Source organism: Pedobacter frigoris (assembly GCF_005116445.1).
Lineage (GTDB): Bacteria > Bacteroidota > Bacteroidia > Sphingobacteriales > Sphingobacteriaceae > Pedobacter > Pedobacter frigoris.
The window spans coordinates 67,616-83,562 of record NZ_SWBQ01000004.1 but is presented as its reverse complement, the minus strand read 5'-3'; the positions used below and the strand labels follow the sequence as shown (position 1 = coordinate 83,562).

Below are 15,947 nucleotides of genomic sequence, written 5' to 3'. Positions count from 1 at the left end.
GTATAATATGTTTGTGCAAAATTGTGAAAAAAATATCGGATTAAGGTAAGTTAGGCGCAACAGTTTTGGCCCTGTAAATGTCTATCAGATTTCTGCCCAGGCCATCATAGTCTAAGCCGTAGCCCACTACAAATTCATTAGCGATCTCAAAACCAACATATTCCAGCTCGTCAATTGGTGTTTGCAGTGCCGTTGGCTTCAGTAAAAGAGAGCAAACTTTAACAGATGCCGGATTTTGTTTATAGACTTCGCTGAGGATATATTTGAGTGTAAAACCGGTGTCAACGATATCTTCAACAATAATGACGTCACGATTATGCAGATCCTCTGGTAGTCCGAAGGTTTGTTTTATCGTGCCGCTGCTCTCCGTTCCTTTATAGGAAGAAACTTTAACGAAGCCAATTTCACAGGAAATATTAATTTCTTTCAGCAGGTCTGCCATAAATAAAAAGCTCCCGTTTAAGACGCCAATAAATATCGGGCAGCGATTTTCATAATCCAAATTGATTTGAATGCCAATCAGGCGTGTGCGTTTTGCTATGTTGTCATTTTCAAGAAGCAATTCGAATGCTTTGTCGGCTACCTGTATGTTATGCATATATCTATATTAGGGTTGGGCTGATTCCTTTTTCTGAGCTTCCTGCAATTTTTCCTGCTCTTTTTCTTTCCTGCGCTGTTCTCTTTTCTCTTCCCTAAGTTCTTTTCTCGTCTTTTTCACCGTATCAACTTTTACAGGAGATTTGGAAAGCGTGTCCTTTTTAGACCCACCACCAAACAGACGGTCAAACAGTGTCTTAGACTGATCCTGAGTTTCAATAACAGGCATTGGGTCTTCGCTGTCAAAAGCATTCGTATCAATCGAAGTAGAATCAGGCAATAGGTATTGTCTCAGGCCCTCTCGTAGATGGACGTTGTAAAATCCATACCCACTCGTATCCGGACCAGTAAGTCCTCTCTTTGCCATAATGTTGCCAATGTATTTGAAATAAGGATACAGGTAATCTTTAAGCCCTCCGTCACCCCTGAACTTATATAGCGCAATCTTTGGTCTCGGAACAATATTAGCCAGGAAAATACCTTCACCAATATTTAATTCATAAGGGTTTTTTCCAAAATAGTAGCGGGTGGCTTCTCCAATCCCGTATACGTTTTGTCCCATCTCTATGATGTTAAAGTAGACTTCCAGCATTCTGTTCTTACTAATCAGGTGATTGTTCTCTATCAGCCAGACAATTAAAATCTCTTCCGCTTTGCGGGCAAGTGTTTTTTGCCGGCTCAGGAAAACGTTCTTCACCAACTGCATGGATATTGTGCTTCCGCCACGCACAAAGCGTTTTTCTTTAAAGTTCACTGCAAAAGATTTTCTTATGGACTCCTGAACAAACCCTTTGTGAGAGAAAAAGGACGGATCTTCAGATGTCAATATGGCATTTTTAAAGTTGCTGGATACTTCAGATAAAGGTGTATAATTGGGATTAGAGGGGCCTATGACAATATTTCTTACAGGCTTTCCTTTTTCGTATGGAGTATACACAAATTCTTTATTGATCTTTTGGAGATTGGTTTTGCCCCATTTCAGGATCTTAAAGTTTGTAGGGGTAAGACCCGAAGTAAACTTAACGCTGTCTGGTTGCGAGGAATCAAGATAAAAGGCGAGGTCATACCTTACTTTTCCGCTTACTTTAAGTCCTTCAAGAGATTCAAATAGCCCCTGAGGAAAGGAATTCAGTACTTCCTGTGCATCCTGTTCTGGAGCAAGCAGCTTGACTTCATATATTTTATTCGGAGAAAGGGTATATTTTAGATAGGGATGAATCTTCGCATTTTTTAAAAATACAGTTGAGCTACTATCCAGTGCCACATAATTTGGGCCTATAAGCATATTTGCCTCAATCTTCGCGTCTGAGACAATGATGTCATTTGATGCAATTTTAGGGTGATTAATGAGTAGGTTTTTTACAGACCAGGAGCCTTCGATCTTAAAATCATCACCACTGTAATCTGCATTTTTCATTTCGGTTCTGACGGTATCAAAGCTGAATTTCGCGTGAAGTTTATTGTTCAGGTAATCCAGTTCAACCTTTTTATTGTCGGCAAATAACACAACATCCAGTTGTTTTTTGCCAGGTTTTACGGTGCCGTTAACATGCCATGTTGCTTCGGTGTCATTTACCTTAATCGTAGATTGCAGGTCGCCCCCATCAATGGTCGCCGTTGTCGTTAGAAAAGATAAATGGGCAGTATCGTTATCATTAACGGCTAACATGAGGTTTTTAACCTCCATGTCATCCGGGATTTTATAAAGGACCTGATTCAGCAAGTTGTGTGCAAGATCGGCGAGGTCTACTTTATCTTTCTTTTCCTGATTGTCTTTCTTTTTGCGTTTGAGGATAAAATCCAGGTTGCTCAAAGAATCCCTGAACACCACATTTATTTTGCCGTCATTGAGGATCAGCTGGGCAAGTTTTACATCGCCAAAAATCAGCGGGAACAGTTTCACACCCACTATCATATCAGATATCGTGGTTAATGTGTCCCTGTCTTTTGGCACCACAGAAATGTTTTTCATGTGTACCGTACTTAGGCCGCTAAAGCCGGCCTCACCTATTTTTACATCCAAGCCATAGCTTTTATCGGCTTTGTCGATCGCCTTGGCCATCATTTTTTTCAAAAGCGCTTCCCTCTTGGCATACGCGATAGATCCCATAACAATACAAAGCAGAATAAAGACCCCTAAAACCCACGCTCCAATCTTTAGGTATTTTTTAGGGATGTTAACTTTTGGAAGATGCATGCTGTAAATTAGATATTTAATGCTAAACGTAAAACGCAAATGTTTATTTCGTGTTAAAATTACACTTAAAAACCCTAAAGTCAATTAATTGTGGCCTTGTTTTGTTAATTTTGGGCAATGATTATTAGTCCGGAACAAGTTCTAGCTGCCCTTCGAAATGTTGAAGACCCTGATCTTAAAAAAGATCTGGTGACTTTAAATATGATTAAGGATTTAAAAATAGCCGATCAGCAGATCAGCTTTACCTTGGAATTAACTACCCCTGCATGCCCTATGAAGGACATGTTGAAAAATGCCTGCCTGAATGCAATAAAGCATTTTGTCAGTCGGGATGCAGAAATAACGATCAATATCACGGCCAGGGTTACAAAGCCTATGGATACGAATCAATTGAAAGATATCCGAAACATCATCCTGGTGTCTTCTGGAAAAGGAGGGGTTGGCAAGTCTACTGTTGCCAGTAATCTTGCAGTTTCGCTGGCCGCCGATGGCGCTAAGGTAGGACTGATAGATGCAGATATTTACGGGCCTTCAGTACCAACCATGTTTGATCTGGTAGGTGCAAAACCAAGTGCAAGGGAAACAGAAGAAGGAAGAACATTGATTTTGCCAATAGAAAAGTATGGCATAAAGTTACTTTCTCTCGGTTTCTTTGCCGATCCCGACCAGCCTGTGCCATGGCGCGGACCAATGGCTTCGAATGCGGTGAAGCAATTATTTAATGATGCAGACTGGGGTGAATTGGATTACCTGATCGTAGATCTTCCTCCGGGAACAGGAGATATCCACATTACCATCACTCAGGGCTTCCCCATTACCGGGGCTGTGATTGTTACCACACCACAGCAGGTTGCTTTGGCAGATACACGTAAGGGGCTGGCAATGTTTAAAATGCCAGGAATCAATATCCCGGTTTTAGGAGTAATCGAAAATATGGCTTACTTTACTCCGGAAGAATTGCCTGACAATAAATATTATTTGTTTGGAAAGGATGGAGGTAAAGCCCTTGCAAGTTCGTTTGATGTGCCATTTTTAGGAGAGATCCCTATTGTACAGGGCATTTCAGAAGCGGGGGATAAAGGTGAGCCAATTGCTTTAAATACAAGCAATATCATCTCTGCCGCATTTGCACAAATCGCCGGGAAAGTAGCACAGCAGATAGCGATTAGTAATGCGCAAACTGCTAAGTCATAAATTTTTACTATTTTTATACTTTAAAATATAACCAATGAATTTAACAGAACAAGTTGAGCAGGCATTAGAAACCATTCGCCCTTATTTAATCGCAGATGGTGGTGACGTTGCAATAGAAGAGATTACGGAAGACAAAGTGGTTAAATTAAAATTATTAGGCAATTGCGGATCTTGCAAAATGAGCTTTATGACCATGAAAGCCGGTATTGAACAGGCCATCATGAAAGCTGTTCCTGAAATCACTTCAGTTGTTGCGGTTAACCTCGCCGAGCCAGTATAGGCTTTTTAACACAATTTAACAAGTCAATTGTTATAAATAGCGCTATTATTGTATAATGAAGTATACGCTAACCATTATATTGCTTCTTTTCTTTTCTTCATTATTTGCGCAGCAGATAACTAAAGAAAAGAAACTCATCCAGTTTTCGGGAATCATTACCGATGTGGATAGCAGCAATGTTGTGCCTTATGTAACCGTGACTAACCTCAACAATAATAATCAGAAGTATGCCGCGAATTATAAAGGGTTTTTCTCTTTCACAGCGCGTACAGGCGATAGCATTCTATACACTGCTGTGGGTTACAGAGATTATGTCTTTGTGATTCCTGCAGTAATCAATGAGACTAAGTTCACGACTATGATTAAGATGAAATCAGAGATCGTAAACCTGCCTATGGTGAGGGTGTATCCCTGGGCTACGGTAGAAGAATTTACAAGGGCTTTTATGGCAATGAAAGTTGCAGATGATGATTATTCCATCGCAGCAAAAAACCTTTCCAGACAGAGCCTCACAGGGATGATTCAGACCCTGCCGAGAGACGGAGGAGAAATCTCAGGTACAAATTTCAGGTTTAACCACGACAGGGCTTTAAACAAAAACATGGTGCAGACCAATCCCTTGTTAAATCCTTTTGCATGGGGAAAACTAATGCAGAACATCTTCAAAGGCGACCAGAGCCGCAGTGCAGAGAACTAACGTTTCTTGCTCTGATTAGGGAAACGCATCTTATAATCCGCCTTGATATTCCCTTTGGAAATTGCAGTCAGCTTACTTTTTAGCATTGTTTTACGAAGCTGGCTTAGCTTATCCGTGAATAATGTACCTTCTATATGGTCATACTCATGTTGAATCACGCGTGCGGGCATTCCTGTTACTTCTTCTTCATGAAGTTCCCAGTTCTCATCATAATAACTGATCAGCACATTTGGCTTACGCATTACATCTTCCCTGATGTCAGGAATGCTGAGGCAACCTTCATTAAAAGCCCATAATTCTCCCGTTTCTTCCAGGATTTCTGCGTTGATGAACACCTTTTTATAGCGGTTCTTATCATCCGCACCAGTGTCAACAATGAATAATCTGATTGGAAGCCCAATTTGAGGAGCCGCCAAACCAACACCGCTGGCATGGTACATGGTTTCAAACATATTGGTGATCAGTACTTGTAAGTTAGGGTAATCCTTTTCAATAGGAGTACACACTTTCTTTAAAACTGGGTCCCCGTAAGCTACAATTGGTAATTTCATCAGAATTAATTATGCTGTTAATAGTTGCTGAGCAATCATGAATGCTGTTCACCTCATGATCTTTCATAGTACAAAAGTACGAATATTACCCTAAAGGATAAAAAGTTAGGGCGCTCAAATTGCTTTCATCTAACATTTCATTAGCAATATTGGCAATATCTGTGGTACTCACCTGCTGTATTTTATTGAAAACGGTCTGTAAGTCGTCAATTCTATCGTAGTCAATCAGGCTCTTAGCCATAGATATAATTAAACCGATCCGGTTCTCTTCGCCAAGGGCAATCTGCCCGATGAACTTATTTTTAGCCTTTTGTAATTGCACCTCAGTAAGCGGATGATCTTTTATTTTCCTGAATTCCTTAAAAATCAAAGACCATGCTTTATCTACCTTTTCTTTGTCTGTTCCAAAGTATAGCGTAAAAATGCCGGTATCACTTAATGGGCTATAACCCGATTCTATGGTGTAAGCTATGCCATATTTCTCCCTAATCTGCAGGTTCAAAATAGAGCTCATTCCTGTACCCCCAAGCAGGTTATTCAACAGCAATAAGCCCGTTTTGTAGGGATGATGAAGCGAGTACGCCTGCATCCCCAAGACCGCATGGGCTTGCTGAATGGGCTTATTCAATGTCTTTATGACTATGGGAGCCTTTTCAGGAGCTATTCTTGAAGGGGTATGCAGGTTAGCCGGAATGTCCGAATAGTGTTTTGTTCCTATTTTTACAACCTTATTCAGTCCATAGTTCCCCAGTACAGCAATAACAATGCGATCTGTATGATAATTGTTTTTTATGAATTGCAGGATGTCCTTTTTTGTGATTCCTGAAACACTTTCTGTCGTTCCCAGGATGTTTCTTCCAAGAGCATGACCTTCAAATACGAGGTCTTCAAAGTCGTCGTAGATGGCCTCTTCGGGCTGGTCAAGATAAGAAGCAATTTCATCCAGAACCACACTTTTTTCTTTATCCATTTCGTCCTCCGGAAAAATGGAGTGAAATACGATGTCATTGAACAGTTCTAATGTCCGGTCAAGATAAGGATTAAGGAACGAGGCATGAATGCATGTGTACTCTTTGGTTGTATAGGCATTAAGATCGGCACCAACACTTTCAAGTCTGTTTAAGATCTGGTTGGTGTTACGCTTTTCTGTGCGCTTAAAAATCAGGTGTTCTATAAAATGTGCCAGGCCAGCCTGATCCTCCTTTTCGTCTCTTGAACCGCTGTTTACAATGATACAAGCATGAGAAATCGCAGATGCTGAAGGCACATGGAGTAGCCGGATGCCGTTTGGTAAAGTATGAACGTTATATTCCATTAGCGGGCAAAGGTACACAGAAAAATATCATGCGGTTATAATTTTTCAGTATCTGGATAGGTCAGGTTTAATTCATCGATGATTTGCTGTTTTGCCGGCCTGCTTATTAAAAGAAATAAAAAAGGGAAAGCCGCGGCCAGCAAAAACACACTATTGGAGGTCATTAAAAACGCAACGGTATTCATTAGTGCGGCACCTTCTAAAATAGCCGAACGGATTAAAAATGCAGTTTGGTATTTTGCTATTTTATCATCTGCCGAAGGTATATCTGTTACACCGTTAAGCTGTTTTTTAAATAAAAAAGATCCTATAAAGACAGCAAGCACAGCAATTATAGGGAATATCGGAAAAAGAGGCGTTGGTTGCTCTAATCTAAGATTTAGATGTATGCTGTCTTTAACCAGGAAAAAAGCAACAAGGGCGAAGTTGAAAACTGCGATGCAGAAGGCAATATGCATAATCTGCATTGTTTTTAGTTTAGAGGAATTCATATTAGAAAAATAAAATTAGCGTGTATATGTGTATTTAAAAATTGCTGCTTGTTCCTCCACCACCAAAATTACCGTCGCCAAAACGTGTCCCTTCGGCTGCTGCCGGAGTTCCTGAAAATGTTTCAGAAACAATCAGCGATTCTATTTTCAGTTTATCCATTATGTTTTCTTCGTCAACGATTTCATAGGTGAAGCCATGCTTTGGTGTTTTTAAATACTTCATGATGCCATAGGCCGCCAATAACAATGTAGCGCCTATAAGGGCTAATGTAGCTTCTATCGGCATTAAATGGTAGTAATTACGGAAGGTGAATGCTGCTGCGGCCACCAGAAGCAATCCTGTCCTGAGCAGTGTTACATCCTTCTTTTTAATTCCGGCGCCGATGTATATAAACGGAAGAACAATGGTCCATGTCCAAAAGAAAGGAGCGAAAGGAACCTGTGGCGTTTTATCAGATGCAATATCACTGCCAAGTGTCTGCACTATAAAGTAATTGCCGGCAAGGTACAATACGAGTAAACTCAGTACCTGCAGGGCTATCAGGCAATTGGAATAATGAACGGTTATTGCTTTATGCCTGCCGAAGCGGCACAGCAGATAGCTTCCTGCGGTTATCGCCATCATTAAAAAAGGCATTGTGATCAGTCCCCATCCCGGAATCTGGTTCCACAGGATAAATATAAATGCAATAAACGACAGAAATGTGGCCGCAGTCATTAAGACATCTGCAAATCGGAGACTGAAATAGCAACCTAATACAACCATGAAGCCCGCGATAGCTAGGTCCTGCTGCCTCATATCCTGTGCATCTGTATAGAGGTAGAAAGCAGATAAGATCAATCCTGAAGAGATCCAGATCAGGGCGTCGTCTACACCTGATCTAAAGTGGTTCATGTTTTTAATCACAAACTCAAGTGCGATGTAGACCGTAACTCCAAGAAATAAAAAGTATCCGGGCTTTACAATTAGCTTAGTGTCGATCAGGATCAGGGTAACTAATCCATATGCAAATGAGATGATGACACAGGTTAACAGAAACAGCCCCACACGGATAAATACATTTGGGGTGTAAAATCCAACAGGGTACTTTTCCATAACATTTTTCAGTTCCGCATCAGTTAAATTGCCGGTTCTGTATTCTTTTTCAACCTGCTCCTGAACCAGCAGGTTATATAGCCAGATTTTATGATAAGCGATCATTTTGCTTTAAATTTTTTGTTGAGGTTGATCAATACCAGCACCATTCCGATGGCTGAAACAATAAAATATAGGAATACAATATAAAGGGCGCCTTCGCTGTCCATTGTGATCAGGCCACGCACAACCACCACACTTAAAGCAATATAACTATAGAGCACCACCAGAAGTATAAAGTAAAAAGATTTATGCTTCACGGCGTCAGTGTAGCAGTAAAAGGCGAGAATGAACAGCATAAAAAGCCAAACTATTGACAACGGTTGTTCGTAATTGTAGAAATACCCTGATAATAATGAGATGAAAGCCATATGCACCCCAAAATGTAGATAAGTAAATCTAAAGTGCTTTTTAAAAGTAAATTTTTCTGACAAATGGGCCGCACCAATCAGCAGGAGGCCAATACCGAAATAGGTATAGATCACTCTTTCACTATCGAAGTTATTTTTATAAAGCAGGTAAAAAGGAGTTACGGTTACACCCAGCCACAAAGCAAGGTTGGTGATAGCCAGACTCAAAATTCCCAGATGGTCGTAATCGTAAGCTACATAAAACAGTACCAGCATAGGAATAAAAGTCGCCAGGCCATAATTCTGTCCGAAAACACCATATTGCACTTGTAGGTATCCAAGGAAGCTTAAAAAGCTTAGACATCCCAATAACAGGATGTAATCAAAAAGAGATCCCGGAGATTTTACCTGCGCTTTGCTGAAAGGCTTTTTGTGTTTAAAACAATAAAAGAAACAACCGGCGGAAATCGCAGCGATCATCAATAGGATAACCTGGTGCCCAATGGTGTCAATATTCTTATAAATCAGAATTCCCAGGCCTGTGCTGAGCAACATGACGCCTAGGTATAGAACCGTCTTTATTTCCCAGTGTACGGAAAACAAAAGGTTTGACTGTTTTTGCCTTATCTTTTTATAAGACTCAGGTGTGATGAGGCCTTCATCCAGCAGCCTTTTGCTGTATTGCGTATTCATAGTTTGATTGCGTTTTAATCATAGGATAACTCAAGTATACAAAAGAAGACGGAGAAATTTGCATGTCTGTCAATTTGACAACAAAAACAAATTGGAATGGGCATTGATAGCTTGGCTATGTACTTAAAAATGAGTTAACATATGAGCATAGAAGAAAAAGGAACCATATCCATTCACACGGAGAACATTTTCCCAATCATCAAGAAATTCCTGTATTCAGACAATGAGATCTTTTTAAGAGAGCTCGTTTCCAATGCCGTTGATGCGGTACAAAAAATTAAGCGCCTTGCTGCGCTTGGACAATACAGCGGAGAGCTGGGCAACCCATTAGTTGAAGTTGCGGTAGATAAAGATGCCAAAACGATTACCATTAGCGATAACGGTTTGGGCATGACTGCAGATGAGATTAAAAAATATATCAACCAGGTAGCTTTCTCTGGAGCAAGTGAATTTGTTGAGAAATTTAAAGATGCCAAAGATGCCAATGAAATCATCGGAAAGTTCGGTTTAGGCTTTTATTCGGCCTTCATGGTGGCTGATCTTGTAGAGATCCAGACATTATCTTACCAGGATGGTGCAGAACCTGCACGTTGGGTATGTGACGGAAGTACTTCATTTGAAATTACAGACGGCAACAAGACCACACGTGGAACGGATATCATTTTACACATCAATGCGGAGTCTGAGGAATTCCTGGAAAACCATAAACTGGAAGAAATTCTGGATAAGTATGGTAAATTTTTACCGGTGCCAATAAAGTTTGGAACCAAGACTGAACAGGAACCTGATGGGGAGGATGAAGAGGGAAAACCTAAAACTAAAAGTGTTGAGGTTGATAACATCATCAATACCACTAACCCAATCTGGACAAAAGCACCTGCAGATTTGTCAGACGAAGATTACCTTTCATTCTATAAGCAATTGTATCCTTTCTCAGAAGATCCTTTATTCTGGATCCATCTGAATGTAGATTATCCATTTAACCTTACCGGAGTTTTATACTTCCCTAAGCTTAAAAATGATTACGAATTCCAGCGCAACAAAATCAAATTGTTCTCACGCCAGGTGTTCATTACTGATGAGGTAAAGGACATCGTACCGGAATTTTTAATGTTATTGCACGGTGTGATTGATTCACCGGATATTCCATTGAATGTTTCGAGAAGTTTCCTTCAGGCAGATAGCAACGTGAAAAAAATCAATAGTTATATCACAAAAAAGGTTGCAGATAAATTGCAGGAGCTGTTCAACAAAGACCGTAAAAGCTATGAAGAGAAATGGGGAGATATCGGTCTGTTTGTAAAATACGGAATGGTGAGCGAAGAGAAATTCTATGATAAAGCAAAAGATTTTGCCTTACTTACCAATACTAAAGAGGAGCATTACACACTTGACGAATATCGTGACAAAATAAAAGATATTCAAACAGATAAAAACGGACAGTTGGTGTATATCTATGCCAATGACCCTGCTAAACAGGACAGTTTTATACAGTCGGCCAATAAGAAAGATTACGACGTATTGCTGATGAATTCACCTATCGATAACCATTTTGTAAGTCAGCTGGAGCAGAAACTGGAAAAGACTTCATTAAAACGAGTGGATTCTAGTGTGGCAAGTCAGCTGATCGACAAAGATGAAAACCACGAATCAGTACTTTCAGAAGACCAGTCTAAGCAGGTAAAGGAAATCTTTGAAAAGGCCATTACCAGGCCAGGTTATAATGTGGAGATCGTTGGACTGAACCCTGAAGAACTGCCTGTTACTGTAACTATGGATGAGTTTATGCGTCGCATGAAAGACATGGCAGCTATGGGTGGCGGCATGGGCTTTTACGGCAATATGCCTGATAGCTATAAAGTAGCTATCAACGGAAATCACAAGCTGATTGGAAAGATCCTGGCCTCAGATAAATCAGAAGATCAGGCCTTATTGGCAAAACAAGCCGTTGATCTTGCTTTGCTGGCTCAGGGGATGCTGACTGGAGCTGAGCTTACTGAATTTGTGAGCAGAAGCGTTGCGCTAATCTAAGCGCAATATCCTTATATAAAGAAGTCCGCTGTTCGAAAGTACAGCGGGCTTTTTTATGTAAATATAAAATACCCACTTTAGGGGATTGCCATGCATTGTTTTAATAGTTAAATTTCGTGAGTTCTTTGTATAAAAATATTGCCATTAATAACTCTATATATTATAACCAATAATTTTTAATCATGAAATTAATCGTCTTTATTGCCCTCTCTTTTCTCTCTGTGACGTTTTGCTACGCGCAATCAGACCAAAATTCAATCAGGTACATAGAAATTAACTACCTCACCAGTTCTCCGATAACCTATAATTCGATCGAATCTTCGAAAAATCTCGTCGGTATTAAGATTATCAATGTCAATAAGAAGCTGGTCGATATTACCAATAATGTACAAACATTTGACTTTAAATCAGATCAACCAGCGATTTTTGCCATGTTTACGGACATCAAATTACCAAAAGCAGATGATGCAGCGGCAGGATTGGCTGGGGAAAGCGGAACTTTTTTAGATGATGAAGTGATTGCCGGAATCAGCCCAATAAGAGGAAAAACCCTTAGTAAAGCTGATTTTACCAAGCTTAATCAGGAATACCTCGCTCTATTTACCAGGGTAGATAAACTAAAATCCTTGGGACTCTATAAGGAGTACTATAATGAACTGAGTAGAACAACACTATTCTATAGTAACTTAAACGACTTGCAATTACTCTGCAATACCGCTTATGATAAGATCAGAGACAAAACAATGGACCTAACCTATGATTACCTCGTTGCCAGAAACGCAAGCCAAAGGCTCGGTCTTAGCGGAAATTCATTTGCTGAATTCACCTCAAAAGACCAGATAGCTATTGGCAGGATACTCAAAAACTACCTTAAAGTAACTTATGATAAAAGTCAGGAAGAATATCAATTGGTTACTACTCATTACGCTGAGGCCAGTTTAAAGGCATTGACTACGGATCTTGATCAATTTATCAAATCAGTAAATGCCACAGCTGGTGCGGTATCTGATGCCGGAGTAAAAAAGGAAATGACAGATAAAGCTGTAGCATTGCGTGTGATTCTCTCCGGTTATACGGCCGCCTTTAAGGATGCGGACATCGTTGCGCTCAACAAGAAAATAACAAATTTTGAGACTACCACGTTGAAATCAGTGACAGATAGCTATAATTATGTCAATGAAAGTAATTATACGGTTTACATAACCCCCCAAGAGCTGGAAGTAGACGAAACAAAATTCATCATACACATAAAGCCTAAGAATGACGTTGTGTGCAGTCCTGTCGCCAAATCGTACGTCATTAAAATACGATCTAAACAAGGGCTGAAAATCAACTTTAGCTCCGGATTTTTTGTCAATTTCGGAGGAAACAGTTTCATTGACCAAACTTACAGGTATGACGATGTAGATGGCGAGCCAGACAAATCAAGGATCACCAGAAATGATACAAAAAACAAGTTCTTCCCATCTATAGGGGCATTAATGCATGTTTATACCAGGTCAGGAACAGAGCTTCAGCCGGCATTGAGTTTTGGTGTTAGCATTAAAAATGCATCTAAAGTTAACTTTCATTTGGGGCCATCACTGATAGCAGGCAAAAATCAGCGCTTTATTTTAAGTGGTGGGGTTACATTAACGAAAACAAGCCTGATCGGTGACAAATATCAGGAAGGACAAATAATCGTGAAAAGCACGGCACCTACAGACGTGCCTGTGTCAGACTTTGACAGGTTTGGTTATTTTCTTTCTCTTACTTACAACCTAAGCTCCAAATAAAATGAATAGAAAAATGTATTTGTTTGGGCTATTGCTTTTAGCCTCTACAAGACTATTTGCGCAAGCGGATGATGACAACGCATGCTCGTTGTATTGCTCTTTAAAAAGGATTACATCCTAAGTAAATGCGGAAACTCCCCGCTGATGAACAGTAAACAGTCAAGCGCAGCTTCGCTCAGTGCATACCAGGTATTTGATGGCATTATGGATTACATTAAAAAAGAAGCAAAAGAGGATTTTTCTTTAAACTATTCCATAAAAAGCTGCGATGCAGTTTGTAATGCTGTAGCATTAACTGACCGTATGAACATGAAATGGATCTATTTCAATCCTGCTTTCTTCAACTCAATGAAGGGAACCGCCGCACAAGAAAAGTGGTTTGCATATGGCGTTATCGCCCATGAAATTGGACACCAGTTGCTCGAACATACTACCCAAAGCTTCGATAATCCATGGAGAAGAAAAAACGAACTGAGGGCTGATTTTTTTAGTGGATTTGTCTTGAGTAAACTCCCTGGAAGTACATTAGAAGATGCTTTGCTTTTTGTAAAAAGACTGGATGACGGTAAATATAAGCCAGCAAATGATACGGAAGCAGAATATTCCATCTACCCCACCTTGAAAAAGAGATTAGCGGCAGTAGAAGCCGGGTATAATTCTGCAGATGGCGATGAAACGAAAGTTCAGATATTTAAAGACATCACCAACTATGCCGCGAAAAACGGAATCTCCATTATTTTCAGAAAAGCAAACTTGCTTTTAGCTCAGGGCAAATCGGTAGATGCCATTAAACTGCTGGATGAATACCTGGTAAAAAATGCGACTAATCCAGATGTAGCTGTTCTTTTTAACGAAAGAGGCCTCATTAAATTTGCAAATAATGATTTGTCCGGCGCTGTTTCTGATCTCAGCAAAGCCATTTCTTTATCGCCGGATAAGGCGCAATTTTATACAAACCGGGGACTCATTAGCGAGAAAGGGAATGCACTTCAGAAACAACAGGCATTAAAAGATCTCGTCAAATCAGAAAAACTCAAAGTACTTGTCAACCAGTAATTACTCTCATTTTATCTAGCGATGCAAATACAAACAAAATATCATTTAAGCCTAATCCTGTTGTTCTTTTCTTTAGGCGGGATGGCCCAAACCGGCTCATTTATTGAACTTGGGGTTCCTCATATCGGAATCCCAATGGGACAGTTCAGAAAAAACACAAAGGCCGTAGCAGGAGGGCTGGGGGCGGGCATGCTGATCCGCGCTTTCGGAAAAAATTCTAATATTTTCATTGGCCCCCAATATCAATGGCTCAGGTATGGGAAGATAAAGCAGGAACGTCCTTTTGGGGTGGAGGGCATGGAGGAAAAGCTGACCATTACCAACAATATCTATAATTGGAATGCGGTATTCAGGTATCAAAACAGAACTCCTGAGACAGAGCTCAACCCTTACTTCGAGGTAATCGGCGGCATAAAGTCTATAAAAAATAAAGTGCTCAGCAAAAATCCCTGGAATTCGGGCCCCAACGACCACGGCTATAGAAAAACCAGGTTCAGCGATGTAGCCTTTAATTATGGCATGGGCGCAGGGTTGAACCACCTTGTGGTAGACGATCTGCTCATATTAGGGATCGGTGTGCAATACCTCATGGGAACCAAAGCAAAATATGTTGATGAAAGTACGGTTGTAGTAAGCCCGGAAGCCGGATCTGATTATAGCTTTAATGTAAAGGAGTCCAGAACAGATCAGCTGCTGATCTGTTTTAGGGTGATTTTGGATACCTCAATTTTAAAGTGGTGAGCATAAATTTGATGGTGTTGTAGCGTTTTCAAATCTTATGTCGTTTAAAGGGAAAAAGAGTTAATGGCCATTAACCTATTGTTTCATAACCTTTAAAAAAGTACAAATAAGATTATCATGAAAATTAAGACTTTAATTGCCGCCGTTACATTGTCAATGGCACTTGCATCATGTTCAAAAGATGACGATAATTATACGCCTCAACCGATCTCAGGAGTAAGTGTTTACCATGCTTCACCAACAACTGAAAAACTGGATTTTTATGTTGGTACCAACAAGGCCAATCAAGCTGATTTTGCATTTGGTAATAAAATAGAATACCTGAATGTATACTCGGGAGAGAGACAGGTAACCATCAAGAAAAAAGGTGCTGAGGCTAGTGTAGTAACTGAAAAACTGACGTTTGAACCTCAGACAGGATATTCACTTTTTGTTGCCGATAAATTTGATGCCCTGAAATTCCTGTTGCTAAAAGACGACCTTACAAAACCTGCCGCAAGTAAGGCAAGAGTGCGCTTTATCAACCTGAGCCCGGATGCCCCGGCGCTAAATCTGAGTATCGCAGGAAAAGATACTGACCTATTTACTAACAAGTTATTTAAAGAGTATAGTACCTTTGAAACAATTGATGCTGCAGACAAAGTGACCTTCAATGTTAAAAACACAACTGGAGGTGCATTAGCAACATCGATTGCGGACGTTAAAATAGAATCAGGTAAAATTTATACCATCTGGGTAAAAGGCTTAGTTGCCGCAACGGATGATACTAAAATTGGAGTTGTTGTTTCAGAGCACAAACTGTAGCACAACCCGGGCCGGTTCTATTTGGATGAACCGGCCTTTA

15 protein-coding genes are annotated in these 15,947 nt (G+C 40.2%); 8 read left to right on the top strand and 7 right to left on the bottom strand.

The window, feature by feature from the left end:
• Window positions 1-40: 40 nt before the first annotated feature.
• Window positions 41-598 carry a hypoxanthine phosphoribosyltransferase gene (gene hpt / locus FA047_RS14115; protein ID WP_136836726.1) on the bottom strand — a complete coding sequence of 186 codons (558 nt, stop codon included), beginning with the start codon at window positions 596-598 and terminating at the stop codon, window positions 41-43.
• Between the two features lie 9 nt (window positions 599-607).
• Window positions 608-2,707, bottom strand: coding sequence for a biosynthetic peptidoglycan transglycosylase (locus FA047_RS14110; protein WP_225872740.1), 2,100 nt, complete (start codon window positions 2,705-2,707; stop codon window positions 608-610).
• Between the two features lie 204 nt (window positions 2,708-2,911).
• Between FA047_RS14110 and FA047_RS14105 the strand changes: the two genes are divergently transcribed.
• Genes FA047_RS14105 through FA047_RS14095 form a run of 3 tightly spaced genes read left to right on the top strand, consistent with a single transcriptional unit; the run spans window position 2,912 to window position 4,965 of the window.
• On the top strand, window positions 2,912-3,988 hold the full coding sequence (locus FA047_RS14105) for an Mrp/NBP35 family ATP-binding protein (RefSeq protein WP_205943318.1): 1,077 nt from the start codon (window positions 2,912-2,914) through the stop codon (window positions 3,986-3,988).
• A gap of 34 nt (window positions 3,989-4,022) precedes the next feature.
• Entirely contained in the window at window positions 4,023-4,268 is a 246-nt protein-coding gene (locus tag FA047_RS14100) for a NifU family protein (RefSeq protein WP_136836724.1), read from the top strand.
• Window positions 4,269-4,323: 55 nt separating this feature from the next.
• A complete protein-coding gene (locus tag FA047_RS14095; protein WP_136836723.1) occupies window positions 4,324-4,965 on the top strand; it encodes a hypothetical protein in 642 nt (213 codons plus the stop codon).
• Here FA047_RS14095 and def read toward each other — a convergent pair.
• The 5 genes from def to FA047_RS14070 all read right to left on the bottom strand — a co-directional run bounded on the left by def (window position 4,962) and on the right by FA047_RS14070 (window position 9,500).
• Complete coding sequence (gene def / locus FA047_RS14090; protein ID WP_136836722.1) at window positions 4,962-5,516, bottom strand: peptide deformylase; 555 nt, start codon at window positions 5,514-5,516, stop codon at window positions 4,962-4,964. The genes FA047_RS14095 and def overlap by 4 nt on opposite strands.
• A gap of 85 nt (window positions 5,517-5,601) precedes the next feature.
• The gene (locus tag FA047_RS14085; RefSeq protein ID WP_136836721.1) at window positions 5,602-6,831 is read right to left on the bottom strand and encodes a M16 family metallopeptidase; all 1,230 of its coding nucleotides are present in this window, start codon (window positions 6,829-6,831) and stop codon (window positions 5,602-5,604) included.
• 35 nt (window positions 6,832-6,866) lie between these two features.
• Complete coding sequence (locus tag FA047_RS14080) at window positions 6,867-7,298, bottom strand: hypothetical protein (protein WP_136836720.1); 432 nt, start codon at window positions 7,296-7,298, stop codon at window positions 6,867-6,869.
• Window positions 7,299-7,356: 58 nt separating this feature from the next.
• A complete protein-coding gene (locus FA047_RS14075) occupies window positions 7,357-8,523 on the bottom strand; it encodes a hypothetical protein (RefSeq protein WP_136836719.1) in 1,167 nt (388 codons plus the stop codon).
• Window positions 8,520-9,500: a DUF2157 domain-containing protein gene (locus FA047_RS14070; RefSeq protein WP_136836718.1), complete on the bottom strand. Its 981-nt coding sequence runs from the start codon at window positions 9,498-9,500 to the stop codon at window positions 8,520-8,522. Before FA047_RS14070 ends, FA047_RS14075 begins: the two co-directional genes overlap by 4 nt.
• Window positions 9,501-9,641: 141 nt before the next feature.
• Here FA047_RS14070 and htpG point away from each other — a divergent pair, with 141 nt between their 5' ends.
• From htpG to FA047_RS14045, 5 genes are all read left to right on the top strand, one after another.
• Window positions 9,642-11,531, top strand: a complete 1,890-nt coding sequence (gene htpG, locus FA047_RS14065) for a molecular chaperone HtpG (protein WP_205943317.1) — start codon at window positions 9,642-9,644, stop codon at window positions 11,529-11,531.
• Between the two features lie 182 nt (window positions 11,532-11,713).
• The gene (locus tag FA047_RS14060; RefSeq protein WP_136836717.1) at window positions 11,714-13,306 is read left to right on the top strand and encodes a hypothetical protein; all 1,593 of its coding nucleotides are present in this window, start codon (window positions 11,714-11,716) and stop codon (window positions 13,304-13,306) included.
• Window positions 13,307-13,450: 144 nt separating this feature from the next.
• Window positions 13,451-14,362 carry a tetratricopeptide repeat protein gene (locus FA047_RS14055; RefSeq protein ID WP_136836716.1) on the top strand — a complete coding sequence of 304 codons (912 nt, stop codon included), beginning with the start codon at window positions 13,451-13,453 and terminating at the stop codon, window positions 14,360-14,362.
• 21 nt (window positions 14,363-14,383) lie between these two features.
• Window positions 14,384-15,103 carry a hypothetical protein gene (locus FA047_RS14050; protein WP_136836715.1) on the top strand — a complete coding sequence of 240 codons (720 nt, stop codon included), beginning with the start codon at window positions 14,384-14,386 and terminating at the stop codon, window positions 15,101-15,103.
• A gap of 117 nt (window positions 15,104-15,220) precedes the next feature.
• Window positions 15,221-15,907: a DUF4397 domain-containing protein gene (locus tag FA047_RS14045; RefSeq protein ID WP_136836714.1), complete on the top strand. Its 687-nt coding sequence runs from the start codon at window positions 15,221-15,223 to the stop codon at window positions 15,905-15,907.
• Window positions 15,908-15,947 lie beyond the last annotated feature (40 nt).